Source organism: Cohnella rhizoplanae (assembly GCF_948329515.1).
In the GTDB taxonomy this organism is placed as follows: domain Bacteria; phylum Bacillota; class Bacilli; order Paenibacillales; family Paenibacillaceae; genus Cohnella; species Cohnella rhizoplanae.
Window position 1 is genome coordinate 1 of sequence record NZ_CAOJCN010000009.1, and the last position, 15,224, is coordinate 15,224.

Sequence of the window (15,224 nt, forward strand, 5' to 3'; positions counted from 1 at the left end):
TTTCGTTAGAAACGACGAAAGTCAAAATGCACAGGTGGTAGTTCGACTTGCTCATTTCATTGCTGGTATAACTTTTGCTTCCGCCTCGAAAGGCTTCAGCGTCCGTTTGTTTTAACGCTCGATGTTCAGTTTTCAAGGAGCAATCTCGTCTTCGCTCTCGGCCTCTTGCTCGGCGGCCTCTCAGCGGCGACTTGAATAATATATCACAGCAGCCCAGTTCAATGCAAGCTTTTTTTTCGACCGCTCGGCATTTCCTTTTTCGCTGCCGTTCGCCGTACCCTTCTGTCGAAGGCGGCGAGAACTAATTTATCACAGATGTACAAGCTGCGTCAACACTAAATGTCGATTAATTTCGCGATTATTTTAGCTCCACGGGATCGTCTGGATGCCTTCGCTCAGCGTGGCCAAATGCAACTGTCCGTCGATCAGTTCCAGGTCGGTCACGGGACATCCAAGCGTCACGGACACGAACGACAACTGCCCGCGTAGCTTCGCCGCTCTATAGAGTCCCCGATCCGTGCAAAAGTGCAGGCTATGTCCGGAACGAACGGCGTTAAATACGAAGATCCCCGGCATGCGCAGCCGATTGAATCCGCCCCGCCCATCCCCCAATACGACCTCGCCGTCCTCGGTAATGCCTAAAAGCGCTCCGTCGAAGGCGGTCAGGCGCACGATAGCCGTCTTCATCGGGAACTGCTCCCACGTGCAGGTCAAACGATCGTACATCGCGATTCCCCAGGGTAGGGCCAGATATATGAACTGCGGGGTGATGAGCAGGTCGTAAACCGCGTTGCCGGTGGAAGCGATCGATTTCCAACCCTTCGGCGTATGGCACCACAAGCCGCGTTCGGTAGCAGCGAAGCCGATGTTGCCCTGTTCCCTGTACGCGTAACAGACGAGCGGCAATTGCATATCCGACCAGCGGTCATGACTAAGCCCGAATAAACCGTGATTCGTGCACGCGAATATGCGCCTTTCGGCGCCTTGCTCCAGACGGTTCACGTGGACCTTGGCCGGGATTCCTTCCATAAAGGCTTCCCAACCGCCTCCTTCTGCCGATCTCCAGAGGCCGCGCCCCGCAGGAGAGATCAATAGCCGGCGCTCATCCAGCGCACATACCGCAGAATGGTGGAATAGCAAATGATCCGTTCGGAAAGGCTGCAGCGACATAAGTAATCTCTCCTTTTCGATAATGATAATCGTTATCATTAAATTGATTATAGCGTTTCGTAGCGGTCTCACGCAAGTTGTCGTCTTCCTTTGAACAATATAAATCCCGCAGCCCTCCCATGGACATAACGCTATTCCGCAGCATTAACAAAAAGAGTCCTCCACAGAGGACTCCGGTTAAACTATAACTGTATCTGTATCTGTATCATTCTAAGCCAGCGGCGGTGTATCGCAGATCGAGCAAATGAAGGCCGTGCTCCCGGACTCCCCTCGTAATCTCCGCCACGTATCCTCGGTGCGCGAGCTTGCGCAGCAACGGGGACAACTCGAGATGAAGATCCGCCAGATCCGGATGGTGCTGCAGCTCGGAGAGGCTCCAAGGCTCGGAACGGCTCTGCAGGATGCGGAGCAGCAATGACGAGGACGACTTCATCTTGGTCAAAACGGCGAATTCAACCGCGAGAATCACGAGATTCACCCGCTGCTCCATCGTTTCCCCGCTCGAGGTCAACTCGTCGTACAATTTGAATATGCCCGGGTTAACGCGCCGCACCTGTTCCCAAACGCTTGGTTCGGGATGCTGCGTTTCTTCTATAATAACAATATGGGCCCAATGATTGAGCGCGGACAGAATATTCGAATAAGCGTCCAAGACATGCCGGTCCTTCAGGCTCTGCTTGGCTTGCAGGTAATCGCTCAGAAAACGCGAATATTCGGCAATCAGGCGCCTCTCGCGAAGCGGTACCGGCCATCGCCCGAGCAACTCGCGCGTTCTGGACAAATATCCGTCCCTGTCGAGCAGCACTTCGCCGAAGTCCATCCATTGCATGAATGGCTGCGCCCGCTCGCCGCCAGCGATCCAGGCGTTCAATCGCTCAGGCGTAGACCTGCGCACCATGATCGTCATATCGCTCCATTTCCAATGCTCCAAAAGGGCTTTGCCCTCGATATGTCCCTCGTCGTACAAAGCCAGAATCATACGGTCCATCCCGTCGATCAAGGAAGGAGACCCTTCGAGGTTCTTCACGAGCAGCAAGCCGCTGAGTCGCTCGTCCGGTCCGAACATCGCCGTATAAAATAGATTCGTGTCTTCGAGACGCTTCATGAAAATTCACCACCTAGTCAGGCATTGAAGTGGCTTGCCCGCTATTTGTAGGCTATAATGAGATATCTCTATTCGAGGAAAGCTCGACAGTTTATTTTAATTCTACGCCGGGCGCAAGTTTCCTGCCGACGGGCGAATTAAGATCATGGGGGCAATCAGGCAAATGAAAATGAAGGCCAGCAAAATATCGACGATGCGCACCTGGGGCCTGCTGCTGGTGCTCGGCGGCATGGGTCTGATGATACTCGGGACAAGCGGCATCATCCTTTTCGGTGAAGTCGGAAAGATCATCGCCGCGATCTTCATGGTCATTGGCATCTTGACCTGCGGAGCGAGCATGTTCATCTACTTCTGGGTCGGCATGCTCTCGACCAGCGCGCCTGTCATTGAATGTCCCGAGTGCGGCAAACGGACGAAAATGCTCGGCAAAACCGACCGCTGCATGTACTGCCACACGATTCTGACCTGGGATCCTTCGCAGGCGACGAAGTCGGGCATCGCGCAAGACAGCGAACCACCCGCAACAACGACCGTATAATGCAAAAGGGCGCTTCGCCGCATTCGTGCGGCAAGCGCCCTTTTCTATACGCGTGTAGCTTAAGGATAACTCTGCAGCGCCTTATCCAGAACGCTCCATATACTCTCCGCCGCAAACGCCCGATTCCAGGATGCGACGCCGGCCAGCTTGTACTTTTTCACAAGCTGCACCCGCGCTTGAACCGAACTCTCGTTTTCGAACCAGATGCGCTGGATCGTACCGTTTTCTTTGAACTCTGCGTAATGTTGGCCCGATTCGTCGGTAAGCGCCGGCTTCAGCTTTTTTTCTTCGATCAGCTTCCGAGCGGCGTCCATGCCGATTGCTTTGGACGATACTTCGACCTTCCCTTGAGCATCCGTTTTTTCCGTCCATACTCGGGTATAGAAGGGGATGCCCAAGATCAGCTTTTCTGGCGCTACGCCGTCTTCCTTGAGAATCTTGGACACCGCGTTCTCCGTCCATGGCAGCGACGCCACCGAACCCGACACCGGACTGGCAGCCCAGTGCTCGTCGTAAGCCATCAGGATCAGGTAATCTAGCGCCGCGGCAAGTCTGCCCCGATCCAAATAAGCCGACCACATCTCGCTGTTGGATTTCGGCGTGACATCGATCGAGACCGAGACGCCCTGCTCGTGCATGATCGGCGTAAGCTCGCGGACGAACTGGATCAAGTTGTCCTTGTCTTTGGTATACACGTTTTCGAAATCGAGATTGATGCCCTGCACCCTGAAGGTTCGCGCGTACGCGATCAACTGCTGAATCATCGTATTGCGGGAAGCGTACGAAGCAAGCGCTTCGTGCGTGCGGTCGGGCTCGAACGAATTGCTGAACATCGCCCACACCTGCATGCCTTTGTTCCTCGCCCATGCGGCATATGCCGCGTCCGCCTTGCTCTGAATGTTGCCCTTGCCGTCCGTAAGCGAGAACCAGCTGGGACTGACGACGTTGACGCCGCTCCAGTCGCCGATCTTCGCCGGGTCCGGCAGCACGTTATATATCGCGTCCCAGGTCAGATTGATGCGCTTGCCTGTCACCTTCCACGGAACGTAAGGCTCGTTCTGCTCGGTGACGGCACCCGAAGGGATTTCTTCGATTCCGCGAAGCGCGACATCCTTTTTGCTCATGTAACCCAGATGGCCTTCCGTCGACTGCACGCGGTACCAGCCTTTGTCTTCTCCCCATACGACGACCGTCGCCCCCGCCTTCAGATCCTGAACGATCGGCTGGGACTTGCCCGAACCTTGGCGCAGCTTGGCGCCTTTGTCGCCGGACGACACTTCGCCGCTCTGAATGGCAGTACCCGGCTTCAGCAAGCTGACGATGCCGGTCCCGGCATCCGTACGAGCCGCCAGGCCAAACAACTGCTGAATCGGAGCGAACGGCAGATACAAGGTCCCGTCCTCGGTCTTCTTCGCACCGAAGCTCATGTTAAAGGGTTTGCTGTTCAGCGTGGCGCTGAGCTTGCCCGTCTTAAAATGCATCACGCTCGTGTCCGAAGTCAAAATGACGGACTCCGTCGCAGCTTCGTATCGCACGCCGTCCCCGATCAGTTCCTTGGCGAGCGGCAGCGGTATCCACAACCCTTCGCCTTCGCCCAGCGCATAATCGCCCGTCCATTCCCCTTTTTCCATGATCGGGTGCGCATTTGCCATATACTCCGGCTCCACGTGATTTCTGTTAGGCTGCGAGGACCACCATGCGAAGGCGGCTGCTGCGGCGGAAAGACAGAACAACAGCAATAGGCCTAAATAAGGCGCCATTCTCCTGCGCTTCTTGCCGCGCCCGCCAATCATCGTCGTCTGCAATCTCTCACTCTCCCCTATCTATTCTATAAAAGGACGATGTAAACGCCCCATAGGTTTCGCCCAAAATTACCCGCGATAAAACAAACGCGCCGGGTTCTCCGGCGCGAGGCTAGCTGCTATTAAAAAGCGCGATATCCGTAGCTATGAAGTAAGCGTGCGGCATACAGGACATAAACCGTAGATCTCCATCCGATGCCCCTGCACAAGGAACCCCGTACGCTGGGCAGCCGCGCGTTCGACCTCCACGACGGGCTCGTGCTCGAAGTCGACCATTGCGCCGCAACCGGTGCAGATCGCATGATAATGGTCCGACAGATCCGCGTCAAAACGGCTGGAATCGTCGCCGTAGGTCAGCTCCCGGATTAATCCGGCATCTACGAACAGCTTTAGGTTGTTGTAGACGGTAGCCACGCTCAAGCTGGGATACGCCGGGGATAACGACTTGAAAATGTCGTCGGCCGTCGGGTGCGAAGTGGACTCCATCAGATACTTCAGGATCGCGTATCGCTGCGGCGTCATCCGGACGCCTCCGGATTTGAGCTGGTCCACGGCATGATAGATCCGGGTTTCCATGCTCCTCACAGCCTTTCCTTCGGGTTAAACTATATTTTAAGCGTTTTAAAAAGGCGCTGTCAATGGCAAAGGCCGCCCAGCTCGGCGGCCCTTCGGCATCATTAAGATTTGCGGCCCTGCTGGCCCCGATTCTCCCACAGCCAGAGCGCGACGCCCGCCCCGATCAGCACGAGCGCGCCGATCATCGCCCCCGCCGAGTGGAACAGCCAGCGGATGTTGGAGGAGCCGAGCAGAATGGCCGCTCCGGCTGCGAGCAGGACGATGCTGAGCGCAGGGACCGCGCGGGGATCGCTCTCGCTGCGGGTAGCCGGACGTCCGTCCCAGCCGTAAGGCGGCTGGCGGTAGTAGTATCCGCCCGATGCGATCCGATCGTTAACGGCATCGGCGCTCTGCAGCGTATCGAACAGGTTGTACAGATACAAGATAGGTAGAAGCAAGCTGACGAGCACGACGGTAAGCACGTTGCCGTCCATCTCTTGAACGACGAACACGACGCCGCAGATGTTAAGCGCGAGGAGCAGCATCATCATGACGCCCTTGCCCATGAGCCCCAGGTACATATAGCCCGAGCCCGGGAAGATAAAGGAGAGAAGTCCCGCGAGCCATTTGCTCTTCTTCTTGCGCGCGGACGCCGCTGCGCCCGGATCGTAGCCCGGCGGATACGGCAGCGTGCCTGCGTTCGTCCATACCGTCTCTCCCGAGGGGCCCTGCGCGGCTTCGGTTGGCTGTCCCTGCTGCCACTCGTTGTTTTCGTTGTTCATCGTTCATCCCCCGACCTTCAAATTTGGCTTCTACTCCGCGGATACGGCCCGTATGCCATCGAGCTTGCGCAGTTGCTCCGCGAGCGCGACCGCCAGCAGGGGATCGGGGAGCCGGATCGTCAGCCGGATCCGTATACCGCCTTCTCCCTTGGTTTCAAGCGCACTCTCATCGAATTGCACCTTGATCAGCTTGGCCTCCTTCGCCTCCAGCAGCATGCGGATCGGCTCCGTCACTTCGCGGTCGGCCCGGGCAGCTACGGTGAAGACGAATTCGCGCGGATGGGCCACGTATCGCTTTTCGACCACGTTCAAGCCCCACAGCACCGCTAGCGCCAGAAATACGGTGAACGACGCGCCTACGTAAAAGCCCGCGCCCACCGCAAGCCCGATCGCCATGACGACCCACAGCGACGCCGCCGTCGTCAGGCCTTTGATCGATTTGCCGGTGAAAAGAATGGTGCCTGCGCCCAGAAAACCGATGCCCGTAATCGCCTGGGCGGCCAGACGGGCCGGATCCCGATTGACGCCGTACTGTCCTACGAATTCGGAAAAGCCATAGATGGAAAGCACCATAATGAGGCAGGAACCCAAACTCACTAACGTATGCGTCCGCAAACCCGCGGCATGGTTCTTGCGCTCCCGTTCGTAGCCGATCAGGGCCCCGAGCAGGACGGATAGCAGAAGTCGAAGCATCAGATGCCAATCGTCGATTACCCATGGATTGTCCAAGTCAGTATCACGCCTTATAAGTCACATTGTAATTGCGAATCGATGCGGGCGGCAACGGCTTCCCGTCGGGGCAAATACCCGACTTAGGTCGTGGGCGGCCGCCTCATAGTAATCATTGTAATATCCTCTCGGGGGTGGAAGGTTTCTTCCGCCGCGAACCCGTGGCGCTCGTAAAGCGCGATCGCGGGCAGGTTGCGCGCTTCGGCCGTGACCTCCCATACCGAGACCTCGGGCCACGCTTGCATCATATGCGCGATCAGCGCGCCTGCGATTCCTCTGCGAAAGTAATCGGGATGCACCATCATCCTGCTGATAACGCCGGAACCGTCCTTGGCGCGCTCCGCCGCGATCGCGCCTGCAAGTTCGCCGTCGTCCATATACCCCCAGAACGTCTCTTCGGACGCCTGCAGCGATTCGATCGTATCGTGGAGCGGGGGCAGGTCGGGGACGCCGATCAGCTCCGCTTCGATCCGGTACGCGGCATGCTGCAGCCGCCAGAGCTCGCCTGCGTTATCCTTGCTGGTCAGGTCCAGCCGCTCGATCGTTGGCATACGCGCCCGCTCCTCTTGAACATCTTAAAAAAGGCGGCTCTCCCTGACTGCCGGGTATGCCGCCTCTCACCATTCTTATGAATTCTTCAGACGATCCATGAGCAGTTTGTTAACCAAGCCCGGATTGGCCTTGCCCTTGGTCTCCTTCATGATCTGGCCGACGAGGAAGCCTATCGCCTTGTCCTTGCCGCCGCGGAAATCCTCGACCGACTGCGGGTTGGCCTCGACGATCCGGTCGACGATGGCCAGGATGGCGCCTTCGTCGCTGATCTGTACGAGTCCCTGCTCCTCGACGATCTGCTGCGGCAGCTTGCCGGACTCCAGCATCGCCTTGAACACGGTCTTGGCGATCTTGGAGCTGATCGTACCCTTGGCGATGAGTTGGATCATCTCGCCAAGTGCCTGTCCCGTAATCGGCACCTGCTGGATCTCTAAGTTGTTCGCGTTCAAGTAGCCAAGCAGATCGCCCATGATCCAGTTCGCCGAAGCCTTGGCGTCTTCGGTATACTTGAGCGATTCTTCGAAGAAATCGGCGAGCTTCATCGACGACGTGATGACGCCCGCGTCGTAGGACGGCAAGCCGTATTCCTGCGTATACCGCGCCTGTCGCGCATCCGGAAGCTCGGGAATCGAGGCGCGAACGCGTTCTTTCCACTCGGCGCTGATCTCCACCCGAACCAGGTCCGGATCCGGGAAGTAGCGGTAATCATGCGCTTCTTCCTTGGAGCGCATGCTGAACGTCTTGCCTTGGGACTCGTCCCAACGGCGCGTCTCCTGCACGACCTTGCCGCCGCCGTCCAGCACGTCGGACTGGCGCATGACCTCGTACTCGAGGCCGCGCTGCACGCCGCGGAAGGAGTTCATGTTCTTCAGCTCGGTGCGCGTGCCGAACTTCTCCTGACCCCAGGGACGAATGCTGACATTGGCGTCGCAGCGCAGGCTGCCTTCCTCCATCTTGACGTCGGATACGTCGCAATATTGCATGATGGCCTTCAGCTTCTCGAGATAGGCCTTAGCCTCTTCGGGAGAGCGGATATCCGGCTCGGAGACGATCTCGACGAGCGGCGTGCCGACGCGGTTGAGATCGACGAGCGAGCCGAGGCCCCCGTCCATATGCGTCAGCTTGCCCGCGTCTTCCTCGAGATGAAGACGCGTGATGCCGATGCGCTTGGTCTGGCCGTTCACTTCGATGTCGATCCAGCCGTTCGAGCCGATCGGCTCGTCGTACTGCGAGATCTGGTATGCCTTCGGCGAATCGGGATAAAAATAGTTTTTGCGGTCGAACTTGCACCAGTCGGCGATCTCGCAGTTGATGGCCATGGCGGCCTTCATCGCGTATTCGACGGCCTGGCGGTTCAGGACGGGCAGTACGCCCGGATGGCCGAGACATACGGGGCAAGTATGGCTGTTGGGCGACGCCCCGAACGAGGTCTCGCAGCCGCAGAAGATCTTCGTCTTCGTGTGCAGCTCCACGTGCACCTCGAGGCCGACGACCGTCTCGTATGGGGATACGGTGGACATGAGTGGTTGTTCCTCCTATTAGAGCGCCGGGCGCAGCTTGTGGAATTCGGTCATGCCTTCGAAGGCATGGGCCGCGCGGAGCACGGTCGATTCGTCGAACGGTTTGCCTATGATCTGCAGGCCGACCGGCAATCCGTCCGCGAGCCCGCAGGGCACGCTGATCGCCGGCACGCCGGCCAGGCTCACCGGGATGGTGCAGATGTCGTTGAGATACATCGTAAGCGGATCGCCGACCTGCTCGCCGATGCGGAACGCCGTCGTCGGCGCCGTAGGTCCCACGATGAGGTCGAAGCGCTCGAACGCCTGGTCGAAGTCGCGCTTGATGAGCGTACGGACCTGCTGCGCCTTCTTATAATAAGCGTCATAGTAGCCGGAGCTGAGCGCGTACGTGCCCAGCATGATCCGCCGCTTGACCTCGGGGCCGAAGCCCTCGCTGCGGGACCTCTTGTACAGGTCCAGCAGGTTGGCCGGGTCCTCCGCGCGCACGCCGTAGCGGACGCCGTCGAACCTCGCCAGGTTCGAGGATGCTTCGGACGAAGCGAGCAGATAATAAGTGGCGATCGCATAATCGGTATGCGGCAGGGACACTTCTTCCCAAACCGCGCCGAGGGATTCGAAGGTCTTAAGCGCCTCCATCACGCGCGCTTTGACCTGAGGATCGATGCCCTCGCCAAGGTATTCCTTGGCTACTCCGATGCGCAGGCCCTTGATGTCGCCGGTCAGCGAAGCCGTATAGTCGGGAATCTCGACGTTCGCGGACGTCGTGTCGCGCTTGTCGTGGCCGGCGATCGCCTGAAGGACGTAAGCCGAGTCCTCCACGTTCTTGGTCAACGGTCCGATCTGGTCGAGCGACGAAGCGAAGGCGACTAGGCCGTAGCGGGACACGAGGCCGTAAGTCGGCTTCAGGCCGACGATCCCGCAGTAAGCGGCGGGCTGGCGAATCGAGCCGCCGGTGTCCGAACCGAGGGAGAAATAAACCTGTCCGGCCGCAACGGAAGCCGCCGAGCCGCCGCTGGAGCCGCCTGGCACGCGATCGGTGTCCCACGGGTTGCGGGTGAGCTGATACGCGGAGTTCTCGTTGGAGCCGCCCATGGCGAACTCGTCCATGTTGAGCTTGCCCATCGTGACGGACTGGGCCGTTTTTAGCTTCTCGACGACCGTCGCATCGTAAATGGGATCGTAATTGGCCAGAAATCGGCTCGCGCAAGTCGTGCGGAGCCCTTCGGTGACGATATTGTCCTTGATGCCGGCCGGGAGACCGTACAGCAGTCCCCGCTCCGCTGCGCCCGACGCGTCCATCGCGCTCGCCTGGGCGAGCGCGCCTTCTTCGTTCAAAGCCAGGAACGCGCCGATCTTGCCGTCGGTCTCGGCGATGCGGGCGGCCGAAGCTTCCACGAGTTCCCGAACCGACAAATCTTTATGATGAAGCCTATCGTGCACTTCGGATAATCTCAGGTTAAACAGCGACAATGCAGCTTCCTCCTCGGAGTTGTTCTATTCCAATACGGCCGGTACTTTGAATTGATCGTCCTCGGCCTCCGGCGCATTGCGAAGCACCTTCTCGATCGGCAGCGAGGACCGCGGCGCGTCCTCTCGCATGACGTTGGACATCGGCAGCACATGGCTGGTCGGCTCGACGCCCGTCGTATCGAGTCCGTTCAGTTTTTCGGCGTATTTAAGAATGGCGTTCAGTTGGCCGGTGAACTGCTCTTTTTCTTCGTCTGTCAGCGTCAGCCGCGCCAGGTTGGCGACGTGCTCGACGTCTTTTGCGGTAATGCTCATTGGACCGTATCTCTCCTTTTGCTTCAATACCCTTTCAATTCTCATTATTATATCGGACATGCCGGGGGAACTCAATCCGCGCGCGGCTTCCGCGATGTTTCATAAACGAGGATATTGGGGAAATAATTAGATCGAATTGTCGGACGTCAATGTCATCATCATATATAGGGGAGGTTGTCTTTCATGTCGACTCGTCAATCACTCCAAAAACAAGCGCCGCTGCGGGACAGCGGCTATGTAGAATTCCAGGTCGAGCGGGATTCGGATGCCGCGCAGATGTTGGCCGAACTGCTGGGGCCGCGCGGAGAAAACGGGCAGTGGAGTATCAGGTACGACAACTACCAGCAGCTGCTTCAGATGCTGAACGCCGTCGACCGCAAGCTGACGGATAACCAGAAGGAATCGCTCTGGTGCAGAATCGCTTATGAAAAGCAACCTGCGTCGGAAGCGGAAGAAAGCGACGGTTGGGTCCGCGCGACGCGGCTGTTGACCGGGTTCGGCCCTCACCGCGTTGTCGACTATATCGCGAACAGACGGTTTTCCAGCCATATGCAGCCTATCGTGCAATTGAGCGGCGCGCCGATCGGTTACGAGCTGCTGCTGCGGCCGCTGCCCGAGCAGCCGCCGTTCCGGCCGTCGGAGTTGTTCGCGGCGGCGCGCGAAGCGGGGCTTCATTCGTTCCTGGACCGCGAGGCGCGGAGCAGCGCCATTCGTGTCGCTTCGCGGCAGCTGCCCGCCGGCGTCAAGAAGTTCATCAACTTCCTGCCGTCGTCGATCTACAGTCCCGAAGAATGCCTCCAGCAGACCTTCGAGCGCATCATCATGAGCGGGATGGATCCGGCCGACTTCGTGTTCGAGGTCGTGGAGACGGAGCGGCTGGACGACGTGAAGCATTTGAACAAAGTGTTCTCGACCTACCGCAACATGGGCATACGTCTCGCGATGGACGATCTCGGCGACGAGTTCGCCACCGTGGAAGTCATGGAGCAGCTCAAACCGGATTACGTCAAGCTGGATCGTAAATGGATCTCGGGCTGCGACGCCGACGCAGACAAGCAGCGCCGGATCGAAGACGTGCTCGAGCGGGCTTCGCGCTTCCACGGCGTCGTGCTGGCGGAGGGCGTCGAGCGCGAGGAAGAATGGCGCTATCTGCGTCAGGCGGGCGTACCGCTCATGCAGGGTTATCTGTTCGGCCGCCCCGCTCCCGTACCGATGCCTATACAGTTCGGTCAATCGGCTTCGAATTCGAAGTCGGCATCCACGTCGGCTGTCCGGAACTAAATATAAGCATGCCAAAGGAGCTTAGAAGATGAATAAGATTTATACCGCGCAAGTCACTTCCAAAGGCGGCCGGGAGGGTTTCGTCAAGTCGTCGGACGGCAAGCTGAACATGAAGCTGTCCCAGCCTTCTGCATCGGCAGACAGCGCGACGAACCCTGAGCAGCTTTTTGCAGCCGGCTTTGCAGCGTGCTTCCACAGCGCCCTGAAGTTAATCGCCAAAAATAAGGGCATCGAGACGGAAGGATCGGAGGTCGTCGCCGAAGTTTCTCTTTTCAAAGGAGACGGTGCGGATTTCCGACTGTCCGTCGTGCTTAACGTGAACGTGCCCGGCCTCGACGCAGGACAAGCTCAATCGCTCGCCGAGGAAGCGCATCAAGTATGCCCGTACTCCAGGGCGACCCGCGGCGATATCGACGTGGAAGTGAAGGCGGCTGCCTCCCAGCGCTGATCTCTGCTCGAATGCAAAAAAAGAAGCTTCCTGTCCGCATTGTCGCGGATGGGGAAGCTTCTTTCTTTTTCCGAAGGACGGTTAAATCCAAGCCTTGAGATTCACGAGCCGGATGAACTCCTCGCGGCTCTGCGTCTCGCGCGGTGACTCTTCCTCCGCATCGTCGAGTTCGCCGTTCATGATTCGCTTGAACAATTCCTCGTTATGCGTCGCCAAGGCGTAGTCGATCAGCGCCTCTCGGCCGATACGCTCCGCCTCCAGCTCGAGAAGGACTTCCTCCATCTCGATGTCTGACGCGGGCACGTAATATTGACGGTTCGCGTTGGGAACCCGGATGATATAGTCGAAGGCGCTGTCGTTGTTGCGGTCATAGGCGATGACATAGCCGTATTCGCCGACGGGCATATTCTGCTCGAAACGGTCGTTTACGATGATGATCTTCTCCCCCAGCTTCAGCATGCCGTTTCTCCCTCCCCTGATCAAGCGGACATGAATCCTAGCTACTTATCCTACTATCCTACTAGATAACGCGAAAATTGTCCAAGCCGTATCTCGTTTGCTAGGATCCGGATGGAAGGATATACAGCCGCTCGGGCGAGGCGGTCAGCGTGCGGAAGCCGCCGGCCGTGATCGCGTACGTATTCTCGATGCCCACCACTCCGCGGCCGGGAAACGTAAACTTGGGCTCAATGGCCAGTACGACGCCCGGCTCGAGCGGCTCGGAGAAGCCTCGCGCGAGTACCGGCCACTCGTCGATCTCGAGGCCGATGCCGTGGCCCAGAAACTTGACCTGGTCCGCGCCGAAGCCCATGAAATGCCCGGCTAATCCGGCCTCGTCCGCAAGCCGGACCGCCTCCGCATACAGCGCCTCCGGCGACGCGCCCGGCCGCAGCAGCGACTCGACGTGCCGGAGGATGCGCACGGCGGCATCGTACGCCCGCATCAGCTCAGCGTCCAGCTCGCCGATGACGGCGGTGCGGGTCTGATCGATCGTGTACCCGTCGATGCAGCAGCCGATATCCAGCAGGATCGGCTCGCCCGCGGCGATCGGCCTGCGGCTCGCGCTCTGGGGCGCGGCTGGCGTAAGCCCTCTGCCTCCGGCAGGTCCATCGAAATAAGAGGGCTCCGCCGCCGCCTCGCCCGCCGCGACCATGCCGGTCATGATCTCCTGGTTGTACCCCCGCATGCGCATGAGTCCGATATGCCCCATTCGCCGCATCTCGCTCTCTAGGATCGTCATGACCTCAAGCTCCGTCATGCCGGCGCGAATGCGCCCGAGCGCCACGTCGAGGGCTGCCGCTGCAGCCGCTGCGGCGGTCTCGATCCGTGCGATCTCGTAAGCCGACTTGACCGAACGGACCTGCCTCATGATTGCAGACCCGTCGCGCAGCATCAGATTCGGCGCCGCCTCCTGCAGCCTCAAATAGAGCTGGGCGGGCAATACGTCGAGATCCGCGCCGACCGCCGGGCGACCGCCTTTCTCGAACAACTCGGGGTAATCCGCGGCGAGCTTAGAACCGAAATCGCGGAACGACCCGAGGGGCACGGTCCTGACCGACGATTCCGCAACGGCGCGGCTCAAGCTCCGGCGAACATAATAAGTAGCTTCACCCTGCACCGGAATGAACAGATAACCTGTCTGCATCGAGCCGGCCCAGTAGTACAATCCGACGTTTTGCGTGATCAGGCAAGCTTGCATGCCGCTGTTCGCCATCCGGCGCCGAAGCCGGCTTCGCCTCTCTTCAAGCTCTTCTGCCTTTAACGTTTCATTCAATCGGCTGACCCCCAACCTTTGGCTTTTTGCTATTTTATCATGCATGCAAAAAAAGCGCTGTCCCCCTCCGCGGGAAACTGCGCTAATAAGACTAGAGTATGGCGTTGCTCAAGCGAACACAAGCTCTGCCGAGCCTTTTAAATCCCACTCGATCGGATCGATCATCCCGAATACGCGCGGACAAGCAAGATGCACGATCATGACGATGCCCGGCCTGAGCAGCGTAACCTCATAATCGTAGTCGGCATTGCGATAGGTATAAGGAAAAGCGAATTGTTCATTAATGATGGCAAATTCGACGATCTCCGGCGCCGTCTCCAGCCACTCTCCCTCGAGCGGGGACAGGTCGGGATCAAGCCTAAGGTTGGCAGCGAGATAGGCGCGCGCAGCCGCTCGGGCGGCTGTAGGATCGATGGAGAGCGTCCCCTCCTCCAGCTTGGTCCGATCCAGCTGTTGAGCCGCCGCATGAACGGCTCTGTCCACCGCCCGCTTGCCTTCGTGCAAGGTGCCCAGCGCCGTCTCCTCCTCGAGCTGCATGGCATGCAGCATCCACCAGACGACGATCATGAGCAAGCTGAAGAGGAGCTTATGCAAAAGTGAATTCCCTCCCTTTACGGCACGTATTCGCTCATCTTCATGCCGGCGGCCGCCAGTCTGGCCTCGCCGGGAGGCGGATCGACGCCGATCAGTCTATCGATATCCATCAGTCCGTCGTACGGATACCGGATGACAAGCCGCAGTCCGCTTCCCCGTTCGAGAGGCGCGGCCGGGTCCGTCCCCGCAAGACCGCTGGTCGTCGTCACCTCGTACTCGAGCAGCGCCGGCCTGAAGCCGTATTCGGACAGTCTCGCCCGAGAGTCCGCGACCATCGTATCGTCGATATAACCGTAGCGCCCGCTCGCTCCAATCTCCAGCATATAATCCGCCTCTTGTTGCAGCAGCGCTTGGCGAAGCACGACGACATGCTTGTATACCGGAGAGAACATCAACCAGCAGAACAGGGTCGCGAATAGCACGAACACAAGCAGCTGTTTCATGGGCTGATTCGGGCGATCGCGCCTGCCATCCCCTCGCCGGAATCACGCATCCTCGCCTTCGTGCCCTCTTCTCCTCCCGCAACATTGATAAAGATGAGAGCGACGGTCAACAAGAGCATCACGGTCATCAGCAGCTGTCTCATGCCGTT

General features: G+C 58.7%; 18 protein-coding genes. 3 read left to right on the forward strand and 15 right to left on the reverse strand.

Features of this window, described 5'->3' with window-relative positions:
• Positions 1 to 363: 363 nt before the first annotated feature.
• Together PQG80_RS14650 and PQG80_RS14655 are read right to left on the reverse strand one after the other, a co-directional pair.
• Positions 364 to 1,029 (reverse strand): hypothetical protein, encoded by a 666-nt coding sequence (locus tag PQG80_RS14650; protein WP_271752127.1) that lies wholly within the window; start codon positions 1,027 to 1,029, stop codon positions 364 to 366.
• A gap of 346 nt (positions 1,030 to 1,375) precedes the next feature.
• A complete protein-coding gene (locus tag PQG80_RS14655; RefSeq protein WP_271752128.1) occupies positions 1,376 to 2,275 on the reverse strand; it encodes a nucleotidyltransferase-like protein in 900 nt (299 codons plus the stop codon).
• A gap of 163 nt (positions 2,276 to 2,438) precedes the next feature.
• On the opposite strand from PQG80_RS14655, the gene PQG80_RS14660 reads away from it, so the two are divergent.
• Complete coding sequence (locus tag PQG80_RS14660; RefSeq protein WP_271752129.1) at positions 2,439 to 2,813, forward strand: DUF2614 family zinc ribbon-containing protein; 375 nt, start codon at positions 2,439 to 2,441, stop codon at positions 2,811 to 2,813.
• Positions 2,814 to 2,872: 59 nt separating this feature from the next.
• Here the strand turns inward: PQG80_RS14660 and PQG80_RS14665 are convergent, their stop codons facing one another.
• The 8 genes from PQG80_RS14665 to gatC form a co-directional block, all read right to left on the reverse strand.
• Positions 2,873 to 4,465, reverse strand: coding sequence for a glycosyl hydrolase family 18 protein (locus tag PQG80_RS14665; RefSeq protein WP_271752130.1), 1,593 nt, complete (start codon positions 4,463 to 4,465; stop codon positions 2,873 to 2,875).
• 294 nt (positions 4,466 to 4,759) lie between these two features.
• Positions 4,760 to 5,191, reverse strand: coding sequence for a Fur family transcriptional regulator (locus tag PQG80_RS14670; protein ID WP_271752313.1), 432 nt, complete (start codon positions 5,189 to 5,191; stop codon positions 4,760 to 4,762).
• Positions 5,192 to 5,292: 101 nt separating this feature from the next.
• Complete coding sequence (locus PQG80_RS14675) at positions 5,293 to 5,952, reverse strand: hypothetical protein (RefSeq protein WP_271752131.1); 660 nt, start codon at positions 5,950 to 5,952, stop codon at positions 5,293 to 5,295.
• A 30-nt stretch (positions 5,953 to 5,982) separates the two neighbouring features.
• Positions 5,983 to 6,681 carry an MgtC/SapB family protein gene (locus tag PQG80_RS14680; protein WP_271752132.1) on the reverse strand — a complete coding sequence of 233 codons (699 nt, stop codon included), beginning with the start codon at positions 6,679 to 6,681 and terminating at the stop codon, positions 5,983 to 5,985.
• An 83-nt stretch (positions 6,682 to 6,764) separates the two neighbouring features.
• A complete protein-coding gene (locus tag PQG80_RS14685) occupies positions 6,765 to 7,232 on the reverse strand; it encodes a GNAT family N-acetyltransferase (protein WP_271752133.1) in 468 nt (155 codons plus the stop codon).
• 75 nt (positions 7,233 to 7,307) lie between these two features.
• Positions 7,308 to 8,753, reverse strand: coding sequence for an Asp-tRNA(Asn)/Glu-tRNA(Gln) amidotransferase subunit GatB (gatB, locus tag PQG80_RS14690; RefSeq protein ID WP_271752134.1), 1,446 nt, complete (start codon positions 8,751 to 8,753; stop codon positions 7,308 to 7,310).
• 18 nt (positions 8,754 to 8,771) lie between these two features.
• Positions 8,772 to 10,223: an Asp-tRNA(Asn)/Glu-tRNA(Gln) amidotransferase subunit GatA gene (gene gatA / locus PQG80_RS14695; protein ID WP_271752135.1), complete on the reverse strand. Its 1,452-nt coding sequence runs from the start codon at positions 10,221 to 10,223 to the stop codon at positions 8,772 to 8,774.
• Positions 10,224 to 10,247: 24 nt separating this feature from the next.
• On the reverse strand, positions 10,248 to 10,535 hold the full coding sequence (gene gatC / locus PQG80_RS14700; RefSeq protein ID WP_271752136.1) for an Asp-tRNA(Asn)/Glu-tRNA(Gln) amidotransferase subunit GatC: 288 nt from the start codon (positions 10,533 to 10,535) through the stop codon (positions 10,248 to 10,250).
• A 183-nt stretch (positions 10,536 to 10,718) separates the two neighbouring features.
• Here gatC and PQG80_RS14705 point away from each other — a divergent pair, with 183 nt between their 5' ends.
• Together PQG80_RS14705 and PQG80_RS14710 are read left to right on the forward strand one after the other, a co-directional pair.
• The gene (locus PQG80_RS14705; RefSeq protein WP_271752137.1) at positions 10,719 to 11,816 is read left to right on the forward strand and encodes an EAL domain-containing protein; all 1,098 of its coding nucleotides are present in this window, start codon (positions 10,719 to 10,721) and stop codon (positions 11,814 to 11,816) included.
• 28 nt (positions 11,817 to 11,844) lie between these two features.
• Complete coding sequence (locus PQG80_RS14710) at positions 11,845 to 12,264, forward strand: organic hydroperoxide resistance protein (protein WP_271752138.1); 420 nt, start codon at positions 11,845 to 11,847, stop codon at positions 12,262 to 12,264.
• A gap of 81 nt (positions 12,265 to 12,345) precedes the next feature.
• On the opposite strand, the gene PQG80_RS14715 is transcribed toward PQG80_RS14710, so the two are convergent.
• The 5 genes from PQG80_RS14715 to PQG80_RS14735 form a co-directional block, all read right to left on the reverse strand.
• A complete protein-coding gene (locus PQG80_RS14715; protein ID WP_271752139.1) occupies positions 12,346 to 12,723 on the reverse strand; it encodes an ATPase in 378 nt (125 codons plus the stop codon).
• Between the two features lie 100 nt (positions 12,724 to 12,823).
• The gene (locus tag PQG80_RS14720; RefSeq protein ID WP_271752140.1) at positions 12,824 to 14,038 is read right to left on the reverse strand and encodes a M24 family metallopeptidase; all 1,215 of its coding nucleotides are present in this window, start codon (positions 14,036 to 14,038) and stop codon (positions 12,824 to 12,826) included.
• A 108-nt stretch (positions 14,039 to 14,146) separates the two neighbouring features.
• On the reverse strand, positions 14,147 to 14,632 hold the full coding sequence (locus tag PQG80_RS14725) for a hypothetical protein (protein ID WP_271752141.1): 486 nt from the start codon (positions 14,630 to 14,632) through the stop codon (positions 14,147 to 14,149).
• Positions 14,633 to 14,649: 17 nt separating this feature from the next.
• Positions 14,650 to 15,075, reverse strand: a complete 426-nt coding sequence (locus PQG80_RS14730; RefSeq protein WP_271752142.1) for a hypothetical protein — start codon at positions 15,073 to 15,075, stop codon at positions 14,650 to 14,652.
• Positions 15,072 to 15,218: a hypothetical protein gene (locus PQG80_RS14735; RefSeq protein WP_271752143.1), complete on the reverse strand. Its 147-nt coding sequence runs from the start codon at positions 15,216 to 15,218 to the stop codon at positions 15,072 to 15,074. The genes PQG80_RS14730 and PQG80_RS14735 overlap by 4 nt, the downstream gene beginning before the upstream one ends.
• Positions 15,219 to 15,224: the final 6 nt, after the last annotated feature.